Origin of the sequence: Lelliottia sp. F153, assembly GCF_002870005.1 — a bacterium.
Classification (GTDB): domain Bacteria; phylum Pseudomonadota; class Gammaproteobacteria; order Enterobacterales; family Enterobacteriaceae; genus Enterobacter; species Enterobacter nimipressuralis.
In genome coordinates, this window is the sequence record NZ_PKFT01000005.1 from 111,791 (window position 1) to 135,684 (window position 23,894).

The 23,894-nt window shown below is 57.6% G+C and carries 24 protein-coding genes; 21 read left to right on the top strand and 3 right to left on the bottom strand.

Translation table 11 applies throughout. From position 1 onward, the window contains the following. Window positions 1-73: 73 nt before the first annotated feature. The 10 genes from F153LOC_RS13910 (at window position 74) to F153LOC_RS13955 (ending at window position 8,178) form a co-directional block, all read left to right on the top strand. Window positions 74-508: a nuclear transport factor 2 family protein gene (locus F153LOC_RS13910; RefSeq protein ID WP_100778225.1), complete on the top strand. Its 435-nt coding sequence runs from the start codon at window positions 74-76 to the stop codon at window positions 506-508. Further along, complete coding sequence (locus tag F153LOC_RS13915; RefSeq protein ID WP_102105091.1) at window positions 505-1,224, top strand: SDR family NAD(P)-dependent oxidoreductase; 720 nt, start codon at window positions 505-507, stop codon at window positions 1,222-1,224. The genes F153LOC_RS13910 and F153LOC_RS13915 overlap by 4 nt, the downstream gene beginning before the upstream one ends. Then, entirely contained in the window at window positions 1,221-2,486 is a 1,266-nt protein-coding gene (locus F153LOC_RS13920; protein WP_102105092.1) for an NAD(P)/FAD-dependent oxidoreductase, read from the top strand. Before F153LOC_RS13915 ends, F153LOC_RS13920 begins: the two co-directional genes overlap by 4 nt. Then, entirely contained in the window at window positions 2,483-3,205 is a 723-nt protein-coding gene (locus F153LOC_RS13925; protein ID WP_100778228.1) for a DUF1365 domain-containing protein, read from the top strand. Before F153LOC_RS13920 ends, F153LOC_RS13925 begins: the two co-directional genes overlap by 4 nt. Further along, on the top strand, window positions 3,202-4,422 hold the full coding sequence (locus tag F153LOC_RS13930) for a cyclopropane-fatty-acyl-phospholipid synthase family protein (protein WP_102105093.1): 1,221 nt from the start codon (window positions 3,202-3,204) through the stop codon (window positions 4,420-4,422). Before F153LOC_RS13925 ends, F153LOC_RS13930 begins: the two co-directional genes overlap by 4 nt. Further along, a complete protein-coding gene (locus tag F153LOC_RS13935; RefSeq protein WP_102105094.1) occupies window positions 4,419-4,904 on the top strand; it encodes a DUF2878 domain-containing protein in 486 nt (161 codons plus the stop codon). The genes F153LOC_RS13930 and F153LOC_RS13935 overlap by 4 nt, the downstream gene beginning before the upstream one ends. Next, window positions 4,901-5,428 (top strand): hypothetical protein, encoded by a 528-nt coding sequence (locus F153LOC_RS13940; protein WP_102105095.1) that lies wholly within the window; start codon window positions 4,901-4,903, stop codon window positions 5,426-5,428. Before F153LOC_RS13935 ends, F153LOC_RS13940 begins: the two co-directional genes overlap by 4 nt. Next, window positions 5,425-5,955 carry a DUF3833 domain-containing protein gene (locus F153LOC_RS13945; RefSeq protein ID WP_102105096.1) on the top strand — a complete coding sequence of 177 codons (531 nt, stop codon included), beginning with the start codon at window positions 5,425-5,427 and terminating at the stop codon, window positions 5,953-5,955. Before F153LOC_RS13940 ends, F153LOC_RS13945 begins: the two co-directional genes overlap by 4 nt. Before the next feature lie 12 nt (window positions 5,956-5,967). Continuing rightward, window positions 5,968-6,927 (top strand): DUF523 and DUF1722 domain-containing protein, encoded by a 960-nt coding sequence (locus tag F153LOC_RS13950; RefSeq protein WP_102105097.1) that lies wholly within the window; start codon window positions 5,968-5,970, stop codon window positions 6,925-6,927. 156 nt (window positions 6,928-7,083) lie between these two features. After that, entirely contained in the window at window positions 7,084-8,178 is a 1,095-nt protein-coding gene (locus F153LOC_RS13955) for an AAA family ATPase (RefSeq protein ID WP_102105098.1), read from the top strand. Between the two features lie 122 nt (window positions 8,179-8,300). Here the strand turns inward: F153LOC_RS13955 and nlpA are convergent, their stop codons facing one another. Continuing rightward, complete coding sequence (gene nlpA, locus F153LOC_RS13960) at window positions 8,301-9,110, bottom strand: lipoprotein NlpA (protein WP_233210364.1); 810 nt, start codon at window positions 9,108-9,110, stop codon at window positions 8,301-8,303. 152 nt (window positions 9,111-9,262) lie between these two features. After that, the gene (locus F153LOC_RS13965; protein ID WP_102105100.1) at window positions 9,263-9,682 is read right to left on the bottom strand and encodes a GNAT family N-acetyltransferase; all 420 of its coding nucleotides are present in this window, start codon (window positions 9,680-9,682) and stop codon (window positions 9,263-9,265) included. 199 nt (window positions 9,683-9,881) lie between these two features. On the opposite strand from F153LOC_RS13965, the gene F153LOC_RS13970 reads away from it, so the two are divergent. The 5 genes from F153LOC_RS13970 to F153LOC_RS13990 all read left to right on the top strand — a co-directional run bounded on the left by F153LOC_RS13970 (window position 9,882) and on the right by F153LOC_RS13990 (window position 16,647). After that, window positions 9,882-10,451 carry a TetR/AcrR family transcriptional regulator gene (locus F153LOC_RS13970; protein ID WP_102105101.1) on the top strand — a complete coding sequence of 190 codons (570 nt, stop codon included), beginning with the start codon at window positions 9,882-9,884 and terminating at the stop codon, window positions 10,449-10,451. 146 nt (window positions 10,452-10,597) lie between these two features. Beyond that, on the top strand, window positions 10,598-11,719 hold the full coding sequence (locus tag F153LOC_RS13975) for an efflux RND transporter periplasmic adaptor subunit (RefSeq protein WP_102105102.1): 1,122 nt from the start codon (window positions 10,598-10,600) through the stop codon (window positions 11,717-11,719). Beyond that, complete coding sequence (locus F153LOC_RS13980) at window positions 11,719-14,826, top strand: efflux RND transporter permease subunit (RefSeq protein ID WP_102105103.1); 3,108 nt, start codon at window positions 11,719-11,721, stop codon at window positions 14,824-14,826. Before F153LOC_RS13975 ends, F153LOC_RS13980 begins: the two co-directional genes overlap by 1 nt. Before the next feature lie 2 nt (window positions 14,827-14,828). Then, complete coding sequence (locus F153LOC_RS13985) at window positions 14,829-16,193, top strand: efflux transporter outer membrane subunit (RefSeq protein WP_102105104.1); 1,365 nt, start codon at window positions 14,829-14,831, stop codon at window positions 16,191-16,193. 157 nt (window positions 16,194-16,350) lie between these two features. Beyond that, the gene (locus F153LOC_RS13990; protein ID WP_100778241.1) at window positions 16,351-16,647 is read left to right on the top strand and encodes a YicS family protein; all 297 of its coding nucleotides are present in this window, start codon (window positions 16,351-16,353) and stop codon (window positions 16,645-16,647) included. Window positions 16,648-16,677: 30 nt separating this feature from the next. Here F153LOC_RS13990 and F153LOC_RS13995 read toward each other — a convergent pair whose 3' ends face one another. Continuing rightward, window positions 16,678-17,628, bottom strand: a complete 951-nt coding sequence (locus F153LOC_RS13995) for a LacI family DNA-binding transcriptional regulator (RefSeq protein WP_100778242.1) — start codon at window positions 17,626-17,628, stop codon at window positions 16,678-16,680. Window positions 17,629-17,921: 293 nt separating this feature from the next. Between F153LOC_RS13995 and F153LOC_RS14000 the strand changes: the two genes are divergently transcribed. The 6 genes from F153LOC_RS14000 to F153LOC_RS14025 all read left to right on the top strand — a co-directional run bounded on the left by F153LOC_RS14000 (window position 17,922) and on the right by F153LOC_RS14025 (window position 23,866). Next, window positions 17,922-18,236 (top strand): PTS sugar transporter subunit IIB, encoded by a 315-nt coding sequence (locus F153LOC_RS14000; protein ID WP_102105105.1) that lies wholly within the window; start codon window positions 17,922-17,924, stop codon window positions 18,234-18,236. A gap of 12 nt (window positions 18,237-18,248) precedes the next feature. Further along, the gene (locus F153LOC_RS14005) at window positions 18,249-19,571 is read left to right on the top strand and encodes a PTS sugar transporter subunit IIC (RefSeq protein WP_100778244.1); all 1,323 of its coding nucleotides are present in this window, start codon (window positions 18,249-18,251) and stop codon (window positions 19,569-19,571) included. A gap of 21 nt (window positions 19,572-19,592) precedes the next feature. Further along, a complete protein-coding gene (locus F153LOC_RS14010; protein ID WP_102105106.1) occupies window positions 19,593-20,981 on the top strand; it encodes a glycoside hydrolase family 1 protein in 1,389 nt (462 codons plus the stop codon). Window positions 20,982-20,987: 6 nt separating this feature from the next. After that, window positions 20,988-21,290, top strand: coding sequence for a PTS lactose/cellobiose transporter subunit IIA (locus F153LOC_RS14015; RefSeq protein WP_142503674.1), 303 nt, complete (start codon window positions 20,988-20,990; stop codon window positions 21,288-21,290). A 144-nt stretch (window positions 21,291-21,434) separates the two neighbouring features. Beyond that, window positions 21,435-22,814, top strand: a complete 1,380-nt coding sequence (locus tag F153LOC_RS14020) for a carbohydrate porin (protein WP_100778246.1) — start codon at window positions 21,435-21,437, stop codon at window positions 22,812-22,814. Between the two features lie 146 nt (window positions 22,815-22,960). After that, on the top strand, window positions 22,961-23,866 hold the full coding sequence (locus F153LOC_RS14025) for an EamA family transporter (RefSeq protein ID WP_100778247.1): 906 nt from the start codon (window positions 22,961-22,963) through the stop codon (window positions 23,864-23,866). Window positions 23,867-23,894: the final 28 nt, after the last annotated feature.

The following is a 23,894-nucleotide window of genomic DNA, read 5'->3' on the forward strand; positions in this document are numbered from 1 at the left end:
GGACAAACATCATTGTTTGTGTAAGTTTTAATTATTGGGTTTTTTCAGGATCGTCAACCGCAAAGGTGAGTCAATGAGCGCCGTGCACACCGTCATCGATCGGTTCGTGAGTTACTACGCCGAGCTGGACAACCAGCCGCCATCGGCGCTGCCTGCGCTCTATCATCCTGAAGCCGTGCTAATTGATCCTTTCGGTGAGCATCAAGGGCTGTTCGCGATCCAGCGTTACTTCACCCATCTGCTGGCCAATGTGGACCAGTGTCATTTCTCCATCGATAAGCCATTTACCGACGGTGATCGTTTCGCGCTCACCTGGACCATGCACTGGTCGCATCCCCGTTTAACGGAGGGTAATACGCTGGCTCTGCCAGGCTGTTCCGTGGTGGACGTGCAGGACGGCACAGTGAAACGCCAGCGGGATTATTACGATGCCGGGGAGATGATTTACGAACACCTGCCGGTGCTGGGCTGGGCGGTTCGCGGTGTAAAAAGGAGGGTGCGCCCATGATGACTGTCCTCATCACCGGCGCAAGCTCAGGGATTGGCGAGGGGCTGGCGAAGTCCTGGGCGGATGACGGCTGCCGCGTCATCGCCTGCGGCAGGGATGCTGCCCGCCTTGAGGCCCTGCGCCAGTACAGCCCGCTGATTTCCCTGCATCAGTTTGATATGACCGACGCGCAGGCCTGTCGCGACGCGTTGGCCGATTGCCCCGTGGATCTCGCCGTTTTGTGCGCCGGAACCTGTGAATATCTCGATCACGGGTCGATCGACATCGATCGCGTCTCGCGTGTCATGCGCACCAATTTTCTCGGCCCGGTGAACTGCCTGGCCGCGCTTCAGGATCAACTCGCGCCCGGTAGTCGCGTGGTGCTGGTCAGCTCCATGGCGCACTGGCTGCACTTCCCGCGCGCCGAGGCTTACGGCGCATCCAAAGCAGCGCTGACGTGGTTTGCCAACAGCCTGCGTCTGGACTGGGAGCCTAAAGGCGTGGCCGTTACGGTCGTCTCCCCAGGCTTTGTCGACACCCCCCTCACCCGTAAAAATGATTTTCCGATGCCCGGCAAAGTCAGCGTGGAGCAGGCCGTTGCCGCCATCCGTCGTGGCGTGGCGAAAGGCAAAACGCACATCGCGTTTCCTGCCGGGTTTGGTGTGATCCTGCGGCTGCTGGCGTCCCTGCCGCGGTTTGTGCAGAACGCGCTGCTGCGCAGGATGGTGCGCTCATGAACATCGCCATTATCGGCAGCGGGATCGCCGGGCTGACCTGCGCCTGGCGGCTGGCCGGGCACCATCAGGTGACGCTGTTCGAAGCGGCCCCCACCGTCGGCGGCCATACCGCCACGGTCGATGTCACCACGCCGTCGGGAGATTTTTCCATCGACACCGGTTTCATCGTTTACAACGACCGCACCTATCCCCGCTTTATGGGCCTGCTGGGCGAGCTGGGCATCAGCGGACAAAAAACGCAGATGAGCTTTTCTGTGCATAACCCGGCCAGCGGGCTGGAATACAACGGCCACACGCTCTCCAGCCTGTTTGCCCAGAGGCGCAATCTGCTGAATCCAACCTTCTGGCGGCTGCTGAAATCCATCGTGCGGTTTAACAAACTGGCGAAACAGACGCTGATTAAGGGCACCAGCAATAACGACACGCTGCAAACGTTCCTGGAACAGCACCACTTCAGCCCTTACTTCGCCCGGCACTACATTCTGCCGATGGGCGCGGCGATCTGGTCCTCGTCGTTGCAGGAGATGCGCCGTTTTCCGCTCGCCCTGTTTTTACGCTTTTTTGAGAATCACGGGCTGCTGGACATCACCCATCGTCCCCAGTGGTACGTGGTGCCCGGCGGATCGCGCGAATATGTCCGCGCACTCGTTACGCAGTTGGACACTCGCCTGACGCTGCGCACGGATGCACCGGTGCAGAAGGTGATCCGCCACCCCCACCAGGTTGACATTGAACTTGCCGACGGGACTCACACCTTCGATCAGGTCATTTTCGCCTGCCACTCCCGTCAGGCACTGGCGCTACTGGCTAATCCCTCGCTTGCGGAAAAACAGATCCTCGGCGACATCGGCTGGCAGCGTAACGAGGTGGTGCTGCACAGCGACAAACGCTGGCTGCCGGTGCGTGAACGAGCCTGGGCAAGCTGGAACTATCGTTTGAACGATCGGGAACAAAACAGCGCCTGCGTGACCTACAACATGAACATTTTACAGGGGCTGCCAGAGGGCGCGCCGCTGTTCTGCGTGACCCTGAATCCGGATGCTCCCATCGACGAGCGTTACGTCTGGCAACGCTTTGTGTATGAACATCCGCAGTTCAACCCAAAAAGCTGGCGTGCCCAGACGCGCCGCGCCGAGATCAACGGCCAGCAGCGAAGCTGGTTCTGCGGTGCCTACTGGTACAACGGATTTCACGAGGATGGCGTGCGCAGCGCGCTCGACGTGGTGACGGGGATCGCAGGAGTGGGAGGGGCAGGAACATGAACAGTTGCCTCTATCAGGGCGTGCTTCGTCACCGTCGTCTGCTGCCGCGAGCGCACCATTTCCGCTATAGCATTTTTTTGGCATGGCTCGATCTCGACGAACTGGCGCGCCTGCCGTCGCTGGGCATTCGCCGTAACCGCTTTGCCGCCGCGTCGTTTTACGATCGCGATTATCCGCTGGGCGAACCGCTTAAAGAGCAGGTGCTCACCAGGCTGGAGACGCTGACCGGTGAGCGCACCGATGGCCGGGTGATGCTGCTCACCCAGCTGCGCTATTTCGGTATTCATTTTAATCCGGTCAATTTTTATTACTGCTTTGACCAGCAGGATGTCCTGCGCTGGGTGCTCGCCGAAGTGCGCAACACGCCGTGGAACGAGCGGCATTACTACGCGGTGAACGGGCAGGAGGCGCGCCCGATGGCGAAAGCCTTCCACGTTTCGCCGTTTAATCCGATGGATATGGTGTACCACTGGCGCTTCAATCGCCCGGCGAAAACTTTATTCATGCACATTGAGAACCATCAGGAAGCCAAAGTGTTTGATGCCACGCTGATGCTCACTCGTCAGCCTCTGACACGTGCGGCGCTGAGTTCGCTGCTGTGGCGCATTCCGCTCATGACGCTCAAAACCGTCCTCGCCATTTACTGGCAGGCGCTGAGGCTGTGGCTCAAACGCGTACCCATCCATCCCCATCCCACCAGCAGGAGTGAACGCTCATGACCGATCCCGTTTATGCGCTTGAGCCAGACTATCCGCGCAACGCGCGCATGGCGCGCTGGCTGCTGTTCCGCCTGCTGGGGGACTTACAACAGGGTTCGCTGACCGTACGCGAGGGCAACCAGACGTTCCATTTTGGCGACGCCAGTGCGGCTCTGCATGCCGACGTGGAGGTTCTCTCCTCCTCCGTTTACCGGCGACTGCTGACGGGCGGAAGTCTGGCCGCCGCAGAAGCCTGGATGGACGGCGAGTGGGAGACGCATCAGCTCACCACGCTGCTGCACATCCTCGCCCTTAACGGTAAAACGCTCGGGCGGCTGGAGAGCGGTTTTCGACTGCTGGGCAAGCCCGTCGAACGGCTACGCCACTGGATGCGCCGCAACCATCGCCAGCAGGCGCGGGAAAATATTGCCGCCCATTACGATCTCGGCAACACCTTTTATGCCCAGTTTCTCGACGAAGAGCTGCTCTATTCCAGCGCCCTGTTTACCTCGCCGGATCAGGATCTCACGGCCGCGCAGCAGGCAAAAATGGCCCGCCTGTGCGATCAGCTTTCGCTGACGCCGGACGATCATCTGCTGGAGATTGGCACAGGCTGGGGAGCAATGGCCGAATTCGCCGCGCGCCACTACGGCTGTCGGGTCACCACCACCACGCTCTCTTACGAGCAGTTTTGCTGGGCGCAGGCACGGATTAACCGCGCCGGATTGCAGGATAAAGTCCAGGTTTTGCTGTGTGATTATCGCGACTTAACTGGGGAGTACGACAAGCTGGTGTCCGTTGAGATGATCGAAGCGGTCGGCAAAACCTTTCTGCCGGAGTTTTTCCGCACCTGCCAGGCCCGCCTGCGCCCCGGCGGCAAAATGGCGCTTCAGGCGATCACTATTCAGGACCAGCGCTACCGCGACTACAGCAAAAGCGTCGATTTCATTCAGCGCTATATCTTCCCCGGCGGCTTTTTGCCGAGCATTACGGCGATGAACGAACTGATGACGCGCCACACGGATTTCGTGGTTCGCAACCTTTTCGACATGGGACCGGACTACGCCCGCACCCTGACACACTGGCGCACGCGCTTCCTCCACGCCTGGCAGGAGATCGAAAAACTCGGCTTTGACGAGCGTTTTCGCCGCATGTGGCTCTACTACCTGGGCTACTGCGAAGCCGGGTTCAACGCCCGCACCATCAGCGTGGTGCAACTGACGGCAGAGCGCGTATGAACCGCCATGTGCAGGTCTTCGTGCTCGCCATCGCGTTCGATCTCTACTGGACGCTGGTGGTGATGTTTCGTGAGCGGGGAGTGATGGTGTGGCTCGCGCTGGCGCTGCTGGCCTGCCTGATGCTGAAACCGATCCAGCGTCTCTTCGCCCTTATGCTGGCGGTCGCCGGGAGTTCTCTGGACACCCTCTGGTCGCTGACCGGTCTGCTGCGCTTCAACGGCGAAGGGATTTTGCCTCTCTGGATGATGGCGCTTTGGCTGATGTTCGCCTGCGTCTGGACCCAGCTCACGACCACCACTGCGCTGCCGCGCTGGCTGCTGGTTCTGATGGGCACCGCCGGCGGTCCGGTGGCCTATTTTCTCGGCGAGCGGCTGGGCGCGATCACCTTTCAGGCACCGGCATTCATCGTCCTGAGCTGGATGGCGATGGGCTGGCTGGTATTGATTCTCTTTTTCCATCTGCTGGTGGGGAGGCAACAATGAGATCCGCTTTGCTGCTTCTGCTCTGGCTGGCTGCCGCGCTCCCTGCGGCGCACTCCGCCGACTGGCTCACCTGGCGCAAAGTGGGCGAGGCGACCCTCACCTGGGGCCCGTTTGACGTTTATCGCTCCCGGCTGAGCACCCCGGATGGGCGTTACACCGGCCTGCAACAGGATCAGGCGCTGCTGATTACCTATCAGCGCAGTATCCGCCGTGACGAACTGGTCGACGCTACCCGCGAGCAGTGGCAGGCGCAGGGCATTCTGGACAGTGAACCCAACAGCGCCGAATGGCTGCGCAGGTTGCAGGCACTGTGGCCTGATGTGAATCAGGGAAGCCAGCTGGCGTTTGTCGTGAATAACGGACAGGGGCAATTCTGGTATCGCGCCCCGACCGCCCGTTCGGCGTTCACACCGCTCGGCCCACCGCAATCGGCGACCTTCAGCGAGCGCTTTCTGGCGATCTGGCTCGGTCCTCGTACGCAATATCCCGAACTACGACTGCAGTTGCTCGGAGGTAAACCATGAAACGTTTTCTGACTCTCGGCCTGGTGCTGATGACGCTGCTGGCGGGCTGTAGTGCCGACATTAACGATTACCGCGATCAGCAGCCGCGGCTCGATATCTTCCACTATTTTCAGGGCCAGACCGAAGCCTATGGGATGGTGCAGGATCGCAGCGGGAAGCAAATTCGCCGCTTCCACGTCGATCTCAAGGGCGAGGTAAGCGGCGATACGCTGACGCTCAACGAGCAGTTTGTGTATGACGATGGCGAAAAACAGCAGCGCGTATGGCATATCCGGCGCGTCAGCGCCGATCGCTTTGAAGGCCGTGCGGGGGATATTGAGGGCGTAGCGACAGGCCAGGCGGCGGGAAATGCCTTCAACTGGCGCTATAACATGAACGTCAAAGCCGACGGCAAAACCTGGCTGCTGCACTTCGACGACTGGATGTATTTGCAGGACGGCAAACACCTCTTCAATAAAACCGCGATGACGAAGTTTGGCTTTAACGTCGGAACGGTGACGATTTTCTTCACCCGCAACGAGCAGTAAGGGGACAACACCATGAACAATAAACCCATTCTCGGTATCAGCGGATGTCTGACCGGCTCAGCCGTACGGTTCGACGGCGGACATAAACGCATGAGTTTTTTAATGGATGCGCTGGCGCAATGGGTAACGTTTAAACCCGTATGCCCGGAAATGGCGGTGGGCTTGCCCGTCCCTCGCCCGGCGCTGCGACTGGTCAAAACGCCCGACTGTGAGATGCACATGCGCTTTACCCAGGCCCCCCATGAAGACATCACCCATAAAATGGCCGAGTTTGCCGGGCACTATTTGCCGGGTATTGCCGATTACGCCGGCTTCATCGTCTGCGCCAAATCGCCAAGCTGCGGCATGGAGCGCGTGCGCATCTACGACGAAGCGGGTAATCCTGGCCAGAAAGAGGGAAACGGTCTCTTCACCGCCGCGATGCAGGAAAAATATCCGTGGCTGCCGGTGGAGGAAGACGGGCGGTTGCACGATCCGGTACTGCGGGAGAACTTTATCGCGCGGGTATTTGCCCTGCACGAGCTGAACATGCTTCGCGCCAGCGGCCTGACGCGCGGCGCACTGCTGGCCTTTCACAGCCGCTACAAGCTGCAACTGCTGGCGCATAATCAGGCCGGTTATCGCGAGATCGGACCGTTTGTGGCATCGCTTCACGAATGGGACGATCTGGAGGCCTTTTTTGCGGTCTATCGCGAGAAACTGATGGCGATTTTGAAACAGCCCGCGTCGCGCAAAAACCACACCAACGTGCTGATGCACATTCAGGGCTATTTCCGTAAACAGCTCAATACCCGCCAGCGCCTGGAGTTGCGTGAAGTTATCCTCAACTACCGCGCCGGACAGCTGCCGATCCTCGCCCCGCTCACGCTGTTGAAACATTATTTGGCCGAGCACCCGGACCGCTATCTCCTGACGCAAAACTACTTCGACCCGTACCCGCAAGACTTAGGCCTGCGGCTGGCGATCGCTTGATTTAACAACGAGAGACCTTTAGCCCAAAGGGTCCTTACACGCACCCCCGTTTTAGACGACAAACCTCACTGTCGTCTTTTTTTTGGCCCGCGGCATGGGTTATTGGCTGGTAGAATGAGTGGGTTGACCCCGTTTTGCATCACTCAGGTAACCACGATGATCCGCGCCCTGCACATTGAAAACTACCGCTCGATTCGCCAGCTCTCGCTCGGGCTGGAACAGCTCAATATCGTTTTTGGGCCGAACGGCACCGGTAAATCGAATATTTACAAGGCGATCCATCTGATGCACAGCGCGGCGCAGGGCCAGTTTTCGCAGGCTCTGGCGAACGAAGGCGGGATTTTAAAGGTGTTCTGGGCCGGGAAAACGCGAAGCGATCAGCTGCGCCGCGTCAATCTGGCGGTGGAAACCGAAACCTACGAGTACGAGCTACAGGTGGGGTTTGTCGAGAAGCTGCCCTATCCTTCACAGTTCCAGCTCGACCCGGTGATCAAAGAAGAGACCCTCTGGCTGAGCGATCACCATCGCCGCCCGTCGTCTCGGCTGATGCAGCGTAAAAACCAGACCGTATTTCTGAACAACATTCACCACGAGAAAGTGACCCACAGCGGCACGCTGTATGAGAACGAATCGGTGTTCGGCCAGTTGGGCGAGCCGCATCTCTATCCTGAGGTGTCGCAGATGCGCGAATCCCTGCGCAACTGGCGCTTTTACCACGAATTTTCCGTCTCGTCTGGCTCGGCGATGCGCGCCCCGCAGGTGGGTTTTCGGTCGCCGGTTTTAGCCAGCGACGGGGCGAATCTCGCGGCAGCGTTCCAGACGATTGTGGAGATTGGCGACGAGCTGCTATTGATGCGGATCCTCGACCAGGCCTTCCCCGGCTGCGTATTTTACAGCGATAACAGCGGGGGACGTTTTCGCATGATGATGCAGCGCGAAGGGTTAAGCCGCCCGCTGGAACCGGCAGAATTCTCGGACGGCACGCTGCGATTCCTGTGCCTGGCCGTCGCACTGCTCAGCCCGCGACCACCCGCGTTTATTGCCCTCAACGAACCGGAAAACAGCCTGCACCCGCAGATGCTGCCCGCCCTTGCCAGCCTGATCGCCGAAGCGAGCCACTACTCGCAAATCTGGCTGACCAGCCACTCACCGGAACTGGCAAATTTAATCGAAAAACACCGCTCGTTTTCGCTGTATCAGCTGTCGATGGTGGACGGAGAGACAAGGATGGAGCGGCTGGCGATGACTTAATTTAACAATGCGAGACCTTTAGCCTAAAGGGTCCTTACACGCACCCCGCTTTAGACGACAAACCTCACTAAGGCTTAGAGCATGCAAGAAGGCCATTCATCGCTTTAATGGCCTTCTTGAGATCACCAGCCCGGAACCGCGCCGCCATTAAAGATTTTTTCTGCCGCTTTCGCCACTTCTGGCGACTGGTACGACTGAATAAATTCCTTCACGTTTTCCGCGTCTTTATTCTCTTCGCGGGTTACCACAATATTCACGTAAGGCGAGTTTTTATCTTCGATAAACACGCCATCATGCACCGGTGACAGCCCGGTTTGCTGGAGGTAAGTGGTGCTGATGATCGCCACATCCACTTTTGGGTCGTCAAGCACGCGCGGCAGCTGTGCGCCTTCCAGTTCCATGATGTTCAGCTTTTTCGGGTTAGCGGTAATATCAAGAGCCGTTGGCAGCAGGCCGACGTCGGGTTTAAGCGTAATCAGCTTCTCTTTTTGCAGCAGCAACAGCGCGCGGCCCAGGTTGGTAGGATCGTTTGGAATTGCAACGGTCGCGCCATCCTTCAGTTCCGATACCGATTTGATTTTGCGCGAGTAGCCTGCCATCGGGAAGACAAACGTATTTGCCACCGCGACCAGCTTATAGTTGTGAGCTTTGTTATCTTCCGCCAGGAATGGGCGATGCTGGAAGACGTTCGCATCCAGTTCGCCGTGGTTCGTCGCATCGTTGGGCAGCAGCGAGCCGCTGAAACCGACCAGCTCCACATCCAGCCCGTACTTCTCTTTCGCCACTTTTTTGGCGACTTCCGCCACATCCTGCTCTGCGCCGTTAATCACGCCGACTTTAATATGTTTGGCATCGCTGCCGCTTTGATCACAGCCCGCAAGCAGAACGCCCGCCAGAAGTAATGCACCACATCGAGGTAAAGGGAATTTCACGAGACAGATCCTTTTGATAAACTTTTAAACAACTATATCGACAACGAAGCGGTACGCTAAAAACCGAAAAAGAATCAACCAGAAGGAAAAGTTATATATCGGTACTGTCTGAATGGCAGGCCCGGTCACACCGCGCCACCGGGCATCCGCCGTTACAGATCTTTCGCCAGATAGTGCCGCTGCATGCCCTGATAAGGGAAATCCTCCAGCGTCATCTGCAGTGTGTACCCCTGCTTTTCATAAAACGGACGCGCCTGAAAGCTGAACGTATCCACCAGCGCATGGCGGCAGCCCTGGCGGCGGGCTTCTTCTTCGGCGGCATTTATCAGCTGACTTCCCAGCCCGCTACCGCGCGCATCATTGCTCACCCACAGGTACTGAAGATTCAGCCATTCGCCTTTGCGATTGCCGATCAATCCGCCCGTCATCACGCCACTATCGTCGCGTGCATAAACAGCGATATCGCCACCGACCGCAGAAAAATCGATATACTGCCGGTTATACGATCGTAATCCATTCAGGAGTTCTTCTTTATCGGCTTCAGTAATGGTATCCGTAAGGCTCAAGTGCATGTTGCTCTCCTTATTTTCAGCGCAATCTGAATATCGCACACCTTTATCTTCATAAAAACTCCTTATTCTCTCCTTTATTTCGCAGTAGAAATATTCTTTCAATATGAAAATAAAAAAAGCGCTTTCCTGAACCATTCTGAAACGTATAATAACCAAAAATGAGAACGATCATTCTCACTCTCAGCGCGGCGGGGAAACGATGAGCACAACGCTTGAAGAACGGCAGAAACTACGGCAGGACGAGATCATCACCGCGGCGCGACGCTGCTTTCGCGCGAGCGGCTTTCACGGTGCCAGCATGTCGCAAATCGCCAGCGAGGCGAAGCTGAGCGTCGGGCAGATCTACCGTTATTTCAGCAATAAAGATGCCATCATCGAAGAGATGATCCGCCGCATTATCGACTACCGCATCGCCGAGATGGAAGGCAAAACCCAGACCGACCGCATGCCGCAGATCCTTGCCTGGCGCCAGACTCTGAGCGAAGACGACGATGCGCTGATGCTGGAAATGTCTGCCGAAGCGACCCGCAATCCGCTGGTTGCGGCAATGCTGGTGGAAGCCGACGCGCGCATGTTTGCCAACGCCTGCGAGCACCTGAAAAAACAGTGCCCGCACCTGAGCGACGAGCGTATTCGCTGCTGCGTGGAAATTATCGCCGTGATGATGGAAGGCTCCATCTATCGTCGATTAACCCCACAAAAAGTATCAGCAGAAGAATTAGAAAAAATTTATCGGGAAATACTCAATATGCTTCTCATTGTGAATTAATTAAACCTGAACTCATCACCGGGAAATAGCTATTTCCCGTTTTTTCATTTCCGCGAATCGCGGAGATGCGGCATCGCTTTGCCTTAAAACCTCCTCATCTCGTTAAGCCATTAACGGGACAGGCGTCGTTCACCCTGGAAAAAAGTATGAAAACCCTAACAACCGCCATCGCGGCATTATTTCTCCTGACCGGTTGCGATAATGCACAAATATCCGCGCCAGAAGGCGCACTCCCGCAAGTGGGGATCGTCACCCTCATGAGCCAGCCCGTCCCGGTGGTCAGTGAGCTTACCGGGCGGACCAGCGCCGCCCTGAGCGCGGAGGTACGCCCGCAGGTGGGCGGCATCATCCAGAAGCGGCTGTTTAATGAAGGCGATACGGTGAAAGCCGGGCAGGCCCTGTATCAGATTGACCCGGCCAGTTTCAGGGCGAGCTACGACGAAGCCGCCGCCGCGCTGAAACAGGCCCAGTCGCTGGTGCAGGCCGACTGCCAGAAAGCCAGGCGCTATGCACAGCTGGTGAAGGACGATGGCGTTTCGCGCCAGGATGCAGAAGATGCACAGGCCACCTGTGCGCAGGACAAGGCCAGCGTCGACTCCAAAAAAGCTGCGCTGGAGAGCGCGCGCATCAGCCTGAACTGGACCACCGTCACCGCGCCGATTAGCGGGCGGATCGGTATTTCGTCCGTCACGCCGGGCGCACTGGTGACCGCCCAGCAGGAGACGGCTCTGGCGACCATTCGCGGGCTGGACAGCATGTACGTCGATCTCACCCGTTCGAGCGCCGATCTGCTGCGATTACGCAAGCAAACGCTGTCCACCAATAGCGATACCCTGAGCGTTTCGCTGATCCTCGAAGACGGCAGCACTTACAGCGAAAAGGGCCGTCTGGCCCTGACAGAAGTGGCCGTTGATGAATCCACCGGCTCCGTCACCCTGCGGGCGATTTTCCCCAATCCGAAGCATCAGCTTCTGCCGGGCATGTTCGTTCGCGCCAACGTGGACGAGGGCATCATGGATGACGCGATTCTGGCACCGCAGCAGGGCATTACCCGCGACGCCAAAGGCAACGCCACCGCGCTGGTTGTGAACGGCAGCAACAAAGTCGAACAGCGCACGCTGCAAACAGGGGAAACCTACGGCGACAAATGGCTGGTGCTGAGCGGGCTGAAGGCGGGCGATAAGCTGATCGTAGAAGGCACCGGAAAAGTGTCCACCGGGCAGGAAGTGAAAGCCGAAGAGATCAAAACCGCCGGAGGAGACGCCTGATGTTTTCCCGTTTCTTCGTGCGTCGCCCGGTGTTTGCGTGGGTGATCGCCATTCTGATTATGCTCGCCGGGATGCTGGCGATCCGCACCCTGCCGGTCGCGCAGTACCCGGACGTCGCGCCGCCGTCGGTGAAAATCTCCGCCACCTACACGGGGGCCTCCGCCCAGACCCTGGAAAACAGCGTCACCCAGGTGATTGAGCAGCAGCTGACGGGCCTGGATAACCTGCTTTATTTCACCTCCACCAGCAGCTCCGACGGCTCCGTAAGCATCAACGTCACCTTTGAACAGGGTACCGACCCGGATACCGCCCAGGTGCAGGTGCAAAACAAAGTTCAGCAGGCCGAATCGCGCCTGCCGAGCGAAGTACAGCAGTCGGGCATCACGGTAGTGAAATCCCAGAGCAACTTCCTGCTGATCATGGGCGTGTACGACAAAACCGACAAAGCCAGCAGTTCAGATATTGCCGACTGGCTGGTGAGTAACGTGCAGGACCCGCTGGCGCGCGTGGAAGGCGTGGGCAGTTTGCAGGTGTTCGGCGCGGAGTACGCGATGCGCATCTGGCTCGATCCGGCGAAGCTGGCCTCGTACGCGCTGATGCCGTCCGACGTACAAACCGCGATTGAAGCGCAGAACGTGCAGGTCTCTGCCGGGAAAATTGGCGCGCTGCCGTCGTCGAATGCGCAGCAGCTGACGGCCACCGTGCGCGCCCAGTCGCGCCTGCAGACCGTCGATCAATTTAAAAATATCATCATCAAGAGCCAGTCCAACGGCTCGGTGGTGCGCATCGGCGACGTCGCCCGCGTTGAGATGGGCAGCGAAGATTACACCGCTACTGCGAAACTAAACGGCCACCCGGCGGCTGGCGTTGCGGTGATGCTCTCGCCTGGGGCTAACGCCCTGAGCACCGCGACCGCAGTGAAAGAAAAAATCGCCGAGTTCAAACGCGCGATGCCGGAAGGCTATGACGTCGCCTACCCGAAAGACAGCACCGAGTTCATCAAAATCTCCGTTGAGGATGTGATTCAGACGCTGTTCGAAGCCATCGTGCTGGTGGTGGTGGTGATGTATCTGTTCCTGCAAAACGTCCGCGCCACGCTGATCCCGGCGCTGGCGGTACCGGTGGTGCTGCTCGGCACCTTTGGCGTGCTGGCGCTGTTCGGCTACTCCATCAACACATTGACCCTGTTCGCGATGGTACTGGCCATCGGCCTGCTGGTGGATGACGCCATCGTGGTGGTGGAAAACGTCGAGCGCATTATGCGTGATGAGGGCCTGCCCGCCCGCGAAGCGACCGAAAAATCGATGGGTGAAATCTCCGGCGCACTGGTGGCGATTGCCCTCGTGCTCTCGGCGGTGTTCCTGCCGATGGCGTTCTTCGGTGGCTCAACGGGGGTAATTTACCGCCAATTCTCCGTGACCATTATTTCGGCGATGATCCTCTCGGTGGTGGTGGCGCTTACGCTCACCCCGGCCCTGTGCGGCACGGTTCTCAGCCACACACCGCCACACAAGAAAGGCTTTTTCGGCGCCTTTAACCGCTTTTACAGCAGAACAGAAAGTGGCTATCAGCACCGTGTCCTGCGCGTATTACGCCGCTCCGGCAGCATGATGGCGATTTTCGCGGTCCTGTGCGGCGCGATGGCCCTGACCATGTGGAAACTGCCAGGCAGCTTCCTGCCGACGGAAGATCAGGGCGAAATCATGGTGCAGTACACCCTCCCCGCAGGCGCGACCGCCGTGCGCACCGCCGAGGTGAGCCGCAAGGTCACCGACTGGTTCCTCAGCAAAGAGAAAGACAACACCAATGTGATTTTCACCGTTGAGGGCTTTAGCTTTAGCGGCAGCGGCCAGAACGCCGGGATGGCGTTTGTGTCACTGAAAAACTGGTCCGAACGTAAGGGCAGCGAAAACACCGCACAGGCGATTGCCCTGCGCGCCAGCAAAGAGCTGGGCGGCATTCGTGATGCCACCGTGTTCGCCATGACGCCGCCGTCCGTGGACGGTCTCGGCCAGAGCAACGGCTTTACCTTTGAGCTGATGGCGACGGGCAATACGGATCGCGATACCTTGCTGGCGTTTCGTAATCAGCTGATTGGTGAGGCGAATAAAAACGCGTCGCTGCAGGCGGTGCGCGCCAACGATCTGCCACAGATGCCACAGCTGCAGGTCGATATCGACAACAACAAAGCCGTTTCTCTCGGCCTCGCGTTGAGCGATGTCACCAGCACCCTCTCCAGCGCCTGGGGCGGAACCTACGTGAACGATTTTATCGATCGTGGTCGCGTCAAAAAGGTCTACATCCAGGGCGATAGCGATTACCGCGCCGCGCCGTCGGATCTCAACAAATGGTACGTGCGCGGCAGCGATGACAGCATGACGCCGTTTTCCGCCTTCGCCACCACTCGCTGGGAATACGGCCCGGAAAGCCTGGTGCGCTACAACGGCTCTGCGGCGTATGAAATTCAGGGTGAGAACGCCAGCGGCTCCAGCTCTGGCAGCGCGATGACCACGATGGAACAGCTGGCGAACAAACTGCCCGCTGGCACCACCTGGGCGTGGAGCGGCCTGTCGTTGCAGGAAAAACTGGCCAGCGGCCAGGCGATGAGCCTTTACGCCCTGTCGATTCTGGTGGTGTTCCTGTGCCTGGCGGCGCTGTACGAGAGCTGGTCGGTGCCCATCTCGGTGATCATGGTCATTCCGCTCGGCGTACTCGGTGCGGCGCTGGCCGCGACGATGCGCGGTCTGAACAACGACGTTTACTTCCAGGTGGCGCTGCTGACCACCATCGGCCTGTCGTCGAAAAACGCCATTCTGATTGTCGAGTTTGCCGAAGCCAAAGTGGCGGAAGGGTACTCCCTGACGCGCGCCGCCCTGCGCGCCGCCCAGACCCGTCTGCGCCCAATCATCATGACCTCGCTGGCGTTTATCGCAGGGGTCACGCCGCTGGCGGTCGCGACCGGCGCGGGCGCTAACAGCCGCGTGGCAATCGGCACCGGCATCATCGGCGGAACGCTTGCGGCAACGCTGCTGGCGATTTTCTTTGTCCCGTTATTCTTTGTACTGGTGAAGCGTCTGTTCTCCGGTAAGCACGCAAACCGGAGGTAATCATGTTTCGTGTTTCTGTTTTAGTGTTGGCGCTGATGAGCGCAGGCTGTGTCTCACTGGACCCGACCTATCAGCGCCCGGATGCGCCCGTCCCGGCGACGCTGCCGGGCAGCCACGGCGAGGCCAGCGCGGTCGTCAGCCAGTGGCAGCAGGTGGTGAACGATGCGCGGTTAAAAAGCGTGGTGACGATGGCGCTTAACAGCAACCGCGACGTGCAAAAAGCGATTGCCGATATCGACGCCGCCCGCGCCCAGTATGGCGAAACGCGCTCGTCCCTGTTCCCGACGGTCGATGCTGAGCTGAGCCATACCCGCAGCCGGACGCTGGCCGGTGGCGTCACCACCAGCGACGAAGCCAACGGCGCGGTGTCGAGCTTTGAGCTGGACCTGTTTGGCCGCAACCAGAGCCTCTCCCGCGCCGCGCGTGAAACCTGGCTCGCCAGCGAATTCACGGCGCAAAATACGCGCCTGACGATGATTAGCGAGCTGACCACCGCATGGCTGACGCTGGCGGCGGATAACAGCAATCTGGCGCTGGCGAAATCCACCATGGAAAGCGCAGCCAATTCGCTAAAAATCGTGAAACGCCAGCAGGAAGTGGGTGTGGCAGCGGCGACGGATACCAGCGAAGCGATGGCGGTGTATCAGCAGGCGCGCGCCAGCGTGGCGAGTTACCAGACGCTGGTCGCGCAGGATAAAAACGCCCTTAATCTGCTGGCGGGCGATACGGTGCCAGACGCGCTGCTGCCGGGCACGCTGGAGAGTCTGAGCGACAATGCCATCACCCTGATCCCGGCGGGTGTCAGCTCCAGCGCGCTGCTGCGCCGCCCGGATATTCAGGAAGCCGAGCACAATCTGCTGAGCGCCAACGCCAGTATTGGCGCGGCGCGTGCGAATTTCTTCCCGACCATTTCCCTGACCGCCAGCGCCGGGGTTGGCAGCGATTCATTGTCATCTCTGTTCAGCCACGGCCTCAAAGTGTGGTCGTTCGCACCGTCGATCACCCTGCCGCTGTTCAGCGGCGGGAGCAATCTGGCGCAGCTGCGGTATGCCGAAGCGGAGAAAAAGGGGCTGATCGCCACCTACGAAAAGACCATTCAGAGCGCGTTCAAAGACGTTGCCGACGCGCTTGCGCGGCGGGAAACGCTCAGCGAGCAGCTGGACGCCCAGCGGGAATACGTCGCGGCGGAGCAGAAAACGCTGGATGTGGCGACGCGCAGCTATCAGGCGGGTGCGGGGGATTATCTGACGGTACTGACCGCGCAGCGGTCTCTGTGGTCGGCGCAGACGTCGCTGATCGCCCTGCAACAGACGGACTTCACCAACCGCGTGACCCTCTGGCAATCGCTCGGCGGTGGCATCCAATAAATCTTTTGCCGGGCGCTGATGCCCGGCAAAAACTCCAGCTACGCTTAAAACGTCTCATACCTGTGTCTGTCCAGAATCATACTTTCGGCTTGAATCGCTTTGATGAATGTAACGATATATTTCAGAGAACAACGCGCGTTTTACTCCGGGGGTTTCAATGAAAGCTGCTCACCTGTTTTGTCTGGTTATCTGTTTGCTTTTCGCCGCCTTCGTCCACGCCAGAGAGACGCAGGACCCGGTAAAAACGGAGAAAATCCGCCAGGCCGTGATGAAAGATATCAAGAAAGTCTGCTCGCCTCAGGGCAAGCAGACGGACAAAGAGTGGCAGGCGATGATCATGTCATCCGAGGCTAACAAGCTGCTGGTGAAAAACGCCGTGCTGGCGATGGAGCGCGACAACCTGGATAACTACTGGGAAGCCGTCGGCAAAGTGGACTGCATGGAGGATTACTAAGCGTGAAGCGTGCTTCACGCTTTTTTTTGATTAGCGTTTACGCATATCCGGGATAATCAGATCCCCGCGTAAGACGTAAGAGCCGAGCATTTGCGTTTTCTCATTCAGCCACGCCACAATCCGCGCCGCCATCGCATCCATGGAGTATTCGATGGCCGGAATGGTCGGAATTCCCGGAAGATGCAGCGATCCGGCGAGACTAAAGACCATGATGTCTTCCGGAACCGACTTATTAAACGCCTGCAATTGCGGGATCACGCGCTGCGCTTCCTGCTCATCCGCCACCAGCAACGCGTTGAAATTCAACGTGGTCGCGTTATTCAGTAGTTCCTGCAACGCCACGGACGATGAAGTGGCGTCCATAAACACCAGATTGCGGTTAAACGGCAGGAAATTTTTCTCCAGCGCGTGTTTGTATCCGAGCAGCACCTGATCGGCAAAACCGCTGCCCTGTGGCTGAATTAAGGCAATCTGCCGACGGCCCTGACTGGTGAGGTAGTTACAGGCGGTTTCGGCGGCAAAGGCGTGGTCAAACTGGATGCTGTTGGCGTTATCGGACTCCATGCAGTCCACCAGGATGACGTTATCCTGATCGATATGCAGCGGGAAACGCGCCCCGATTATCAGGATGTCGTCGCAAAGGCCGCAGGAGAGTTCATCGAGCGCGTTGAGCACCTCGCTTTTGGTGTTCGCGAAGCGCAGCAGCAGATGTTTTTGGTGCTGACTGAGCTGTTTTTCCAGCGCGTAAAGATACCCGGTGGTCTGGTTGATATTATCCTGCGCACAGATCACGCCGATACAGCCGGTAGACTGGCTCAACAGCGATTGCGCTATAACGTTGGGCCGATAGTTCAGCTCATCCACCGCTTTCAGTACGGCCTCACGGCTGGCTTCCTTCACGCCGCGCGACCCGCTCAACACCCGTGACACCGTGGCTTTGGACACCCCGGCCAGACGTGATACATCGTTGATTGTAGACATCATATTCCCCTGTCAGGACCCACGTAGCCCTGTAATTCCTGTTACCGCTTCGGCTCACATTATAGCCAATCCGGAGTATATCCGTTTCCGTTTTCCATGGAAACCGATTTTCCGTTTCCACTCAATTTGATGTCAAAAACGCCAAATTCTGTGACCCACATCGTGATAACACGCCCCATAAGCGGCGGATCTTGATGGTTATCACACTTCTGGGGTTTATGAATGGAAACCGGTTTCCATATGATATCCAATCATCCCCGCAATAACTTTTTACACTTTGAGGATGGTTGTCGATGTTCAAGATTATGCTGTGCTGCTCTGCCGGGATGTCCACCAGCCTGCTGGTGAGGAAAATGGTTGAAGTGGCAGAAGAACGCGGAGTCCCGGTCACGATTGATGCGTACGGCGTGTCCGAATTTGACACGCAGTTTCCGCAATACCAGGTCGTTCTTCTCGGACCGCAAGTGAAATACATGTTAAAGACACTGGCAGACAAGGCCGCTACGCAGGGTATTCCGGTACAAGCCATCGACATGATGGACTACGGTATGCAGCGTGGTGATAAGGTACTGGACTATGCTCTGTCGCTCATCGAAGCGGCACACTAAGAAGGTGTTCTCATGAGTTCGTTATATCAATCAATGGTTGCCGTTATTGAGCAGTCCATTACCCCGCTGGCGGCAAAGCTCGGACAGCAAAAGTACGTGATTGCGATCCGTGACGGGTTTACCGCCGCCCTGCCGTTTATGATCATCGGCTCGTTTATGCTGGTGTTCATCTTCCCGCCGTTCTCGGCGGATACCACCAACAGTTTTGCCCGCGGCTGGCTCGATTTCTCCCAGACCTACCGCGAACAGCTGATGTTGCCGTTTAACCTCAGCATGGGCGTGATGACCTTCTTTATCTCGGTGGGGATCGGCGCGAGCCTGGGTCGCCAGTTTAATCTCGATCCGGTGATGTCCGGCCTGCTGGCGTTTATGGCGTTTCTGCTGGTGGCGGCCCCCTATGCCGACGGCAAAATCTCCACGCAGTATTTGTCCGGCCAGGGGATCTTCACCGCGCTGATTACCGCCATCTACTCCACCCGCGTTTACGCGTGGCTGAAGGAGAACAAAGTCACCATTCGCCTGCCGAAAGAAGTCCCGACCGGCGTGGCGCGCTCCTTTGAGATCCTGATTCCGGTGATGGTGGTGATCGGCACGCTGCACCCGCTGAACCTGTTCATCGAAGCGCAAACCGGGATGATTATCCCGCAGGCGATTATGCATCTGCTGGAGCCGCTGGTGTCCGCCTCTGACTCCCTGCCGGCCATTCTGCTCTCCGTGCTGCTGTGCCAGATCTTCTGGTTCGCGGGCATCCACGGCTCGCTGATTGTCACCGGCATCATGAACCCGTTCTGGATGGCGAACCTGTCGGCAAACCAGGCAGCACTGGCGGCGGGCGCAGCGCTTCCGCACGTCTATCTGCAGGGCTTCTGGGATCACTATCTGCTGATCGGCGGCGTGGGCTCGACCTTACCGCTGGCCTTCCTGCTGCTGCGCAGCCGCGTGACGCATCTGCGCACCATCGGCAAAATGGGCGTGGTGCCGAGCTTCTTTAACATCAACGAACCGATTCTGTTCGGTGCGCCGATAATCATGAACCCGATGCTGTTTATCCCGTTTGTGTTCGTGCCGCTGGTGAACGCCTGTCTGGCCTACGCCGCGACCAAACTCGGCTGGCTGGCGCAGGTGGTATCCCTGACGCCGTGGACCACCCCGGCCCCCATCGGTGCGTCATGGGCAGCAAACTGGGCGTTCAGTCCGGTAGTGATGTGCGTAATTTGTATGGTGATGTCAGCCCTGATGTATCTGCCGTTCCTGCGCGCCTATGAGCGCTCTTTGATGAAAACCGAAGAGCAAAAAGCCCAGGCAACCGTCGGTACTGCTGAAGCTGCACGTTAATAACGTCAAAGAGGAAGCATTATGAAATATTCATTTCCCGATAACTTTTGGTGGGGCAGCGCAAGCTCCGCGCTGCAAACCGAAGGGGAAAGCCTGGGCGGCGGCAAAGGAGTGACCACCTGGGATCACTGGTTCGCCAATGAGCCAAACCGTTTCCATCAGGGCGTGGGGCCGCAGGATACCTCAGCCTTTTACCAGAACTGGAAATCGGACATTCAGCTGTTGAAACAGCTGAACCATAACAGCTTTCGCACCTCGATTAGCTGGGCGCGCCTGATCCCCGACGGTGTCGGTGAAGTGAATCCGCAGGCGGTGGAATTCTACAATCGGGTCTTCGATGAACTGCTTGAGCAGGGCATTACGCCGTTCATCACCCTGTTCCACTTCGACATGCCGATGGCGATGCAGGAGATCGGCGGCTGGGAAAACCGTGACGTCGTGGCGGCATACGCCCGCTACGCGCAGATCTGCTTCGAGCTGTTCGGCGATCGCGTGCTGCACTGGTTTACCTTTAACGAGCCGATTGTCCCGGTGGAAGGCGGTTATCTGTACGATTTCCACTATCCCAACGTGGTGGATTTCCGTCGCGCGGCGACGGTGGCGTACCACACGGTGCTGGCCCATGCGCAGGCGGTGCGCGCCTTCCGCGCCGGGCATCATGCGGGGGAGATCGGCATCGTGCTCAACCTGACGCCGTCCTATCCGCGCTCGCAGAATCCGCAGGATCTGAAAGCCGCGCATTATGCGGATCTGATGTTTAACCGCAGCTTCCTCGATCCGGTTCTGCGCGGGGAATATCCGGCGGATCTGGTGGCGCTGCTGAAAGCCTACGATCAGCTGCCTGCCTGTCAGCCCGAAGACAGCGCGCTAATTGCCGAAGGAACCATCGACCTGCTTGGCATTAACTATTATCAGCCGCGCCGCGTGAAGTGTCGCGACAGCGCGGTGAACCCTCAGGCGCCGTTTATGCCGGAGTGGTTCTTTGATAATTACGAGATGCCAGGACGCAAAATGAACCCGTACCGCGGCTGGGAAATCTACGAGCCGGGTATTTACGATATTCTCGTTAATCTGCGTGAGAATTACGGCAACCCGCGCTGTTTTATCTCTGAAAACGGCATGGGCGTCGAAAACGAGCAGCGTTTTATTGAAAACGGTCAGATTAACGATCAATACCGTATCGACTTTATTTCTGAGCACCTTAAATGGGTTCACAAAGGAATTAGCGAAGGCGCGAATTGTCTTGGTTACCATATGTGGACATTTATTGATAACTGGTCATGGTGTAATGCGTATAAAAACCGCTACGGATTTATTCAGCTGGATTTAGCCACGCAGAAACGCACCATTAAGAAAAGCGGGGAGTGGTTCGCCACCACCTCGTTAAATAATAGTTTTGATAAAGAGTAATGAATGATGATCGCATTAGAAGATGCCGTAATGGAAATTATCGTCAACGCCGGTCAGTCGCGTAGCCTGTGCTTTGAAGCCTTGCACGCGGCCCGGCAGGGCAACCTTGACGAAGCCAAAAGCCTGCTGCGCGAAGCCGATGGCTACGCGCGCCAGGCGCACCATATGCAGACCAAACTCATCGAACAGGACGCGGGCGAAGCCCGCCAGCCGATGACTTTAATTATGGTGCATGCCCAGGATCATTTAATGAATTCACTGTTGGCCCGTGAATTGTCCGAAGAGATTATCCATCTCTACCAGAGATAATAAAGGGAGATATCGTTACGCTAAATTAAACCCTCTGTACCTATAAAAATATAAATCAACTTTTTCTGATGATAGCGACATATTCTGTCAGATCGGAATGGGATGGTTATTGTCTGAATAAAATTTAAATTAATAGAGATGACAATGAATATCATAAAAAAACTTCCATTAACAATGGCGGTTATCGCCGCGCTTTGCCCAATTTCTGTGCTCGCACAAGAATTCACGCAGGAGCAAATTGACGCCATTGTCGCCAAAGCGGTGGATAAAGCCCTGACAGAGCGTCAGGCAAAAATGGATGCGGCGGTCGCGAAAAAAGCGGACGTGGTGACGGAACCGCAAAGCGCCGCGCAGTCCCCGGATCTGGCGATTCCCTTTGGCATTAAATTTACCGGCTACGCCCGCTACGGCGCACACTTCCAGGCCGCCGATCAGAAATATGTGGCGGTCGATGGCTCGTATAACGGCGGCTCGGCGATTGGTCGCCTGGGTAACGAAGGCAACGGCGGTGAATTCCAGCTCTCTAAAGCGTTCAAAGGCGATAACGGCGCGATCTGGGACATCAATGTGATGATCGACCACTGGGGCGACGAAGTTAACCTGAAAAAAGCCTACGCGGGGGTGACCAACATTATGTCATCTAACCCCAACGCCTATTTCTGGGCCGGTCGAGACTTCCACCAGCGTCCACAGCAGGGCATCAACGACTACTTCTGGATGAACCACGATGGCCAGGGCGCCGGGGTGAAAAACTTCGACATCGGCGGGGTGCAGTTTGACGTGGCGACCGTCGCGGCGGTGGAGTCCTGTAATCCGGAAGTGGAAAACGACGGCTCTAACCCATCGCGCATCTCCTGTACCGGCGGCTCCGGCACCGGCGATAAAGGCAACTACGCAGCCACCTCCAAGATCCACGGCATGAAAATCGGGCCGCTGGATCTGGAACTGTACGCCAACTACGGTTTCGACTCGAAAGCCATCGAGAGCGACGATCGTCTGAACGCCTGGCAGGGCGGCGTGGTGCTGAGCCACACCAACGACAGCGGCGTGAACAAAGTGATCGCCCGTTACTCGGATAACTCAGACAACAGCGTGTTCAATAAAACCGAAGATCTGACCACGGTTTACGCCAGCTTCGAAGGGCTGCATAAATTCACCCAGCAGACGCAGGTGGAGTACATCCTCGCCTTCCACGATTACGACAACAGCCGTGACAGCACCGACAATCGCAAAAACTACAACGCGATTGTGCGCCCAATGCACTGGTGGAACGACGTTCACTCCACCTGGCTGGAAGCGGGCTGGCAGCACGTTGACTACGATAACGGCGGTGATAACAAAGGCTGGAAGCTGACCCTGTCGCAGAACATGTCTATCGCCATGGGCCCCGAGTTCCGCCCGATGCTGCGCTTCTACGTGACCGGCGGCAAGGTGGATAATGAACGTACCGCTCGCGTGAACGGCACCGACGACCAGACGCTCGACGATTTCAACGTCGGCGCAATGTGGGAAGCCTGGTTCTAAGGTAAAAGCAAAACGGCAACGGGCGTTGCCGTTTTTCGTGTTTTCCCTCTCCCTGTTCGGGAGAGGGCGGAGCGAGGGCATCAGACCGCACCACCCGGCATTGCTCCCATGATATGCTAGAAAAAAACGAGCATGCAGGGGAGAACATGGGTTCCACAAAAAGAGGGATGCTGAATGTCCTGATCGCCGCCGTGTTATGGGGCAGTTCAGGGGTTTGCGCGCAGTACATTATGGAGAAGAGTCAGATTTCCTCGCCTTATCTGACCATGATTCGTCTGCTGTTCACCGGCGTGATTTTACTGACGCTCTCTTTCGTCCACGGCGACAAGATTTTTTCAGTCATCAAACATCGCAAAGACGCCATCAGCCTGCTGATTTTCTCACTGGTTGGCGCGCTCACGGTCCAGCTCACGTTCCTGCTGACGATTGAAAAATCCAACGCCGCTACCGCGACTGTCCTGCAATTTCTCTCTCCGACCATTATCGTGGCGTGGTTCGCGCTGGCGCGGAAAAAACGGCCTGGGATATTTGTCCTCTCGGCAATTTTGACCTCCCTGATTGGCACGTTTTTACTGGTGACGCACGGCGATCCGACATCGCTGTCCATCTCCCCTGCGGCGCTGTTCTTTGGCATCGCCTCGGCCTTCGCCGCCGCGTTTTACACCACCTATCCCTCGACGCTTATCGCCCGCTACGGCACGCTGCCGATTGTCGGCTGGAGTATGTTGCTGGCAGGGCTGATGCTGACGCCGTTCTACGCCGGGCGCGGCACCACCTTCGTGATTGACGGCAGCCTGCTGCTGGCCTTTTTCTATCTGGTGGTGATCGGCACCGCGCTGACCTTCAGCTTGTATCTGAAAGGCGCGCAGATGATTGGCGGGCCGAAAGCGAGCATCCTGAGCTGCGCCGAACCGCTGAGCAGCGCGTTGCTGTCGGTGCTGCTGTTAGGGGTGGCCTTTACGCTGCCGGACTGGCTGGGGACGCTGTTGATTGTGTCGTCGGTGGTACTGATTTCGATGGATTCACGCAGACGCGTTCAGGCTTCGGTGTAACCCGATATCCTCACCCGAAAGGGTGAGG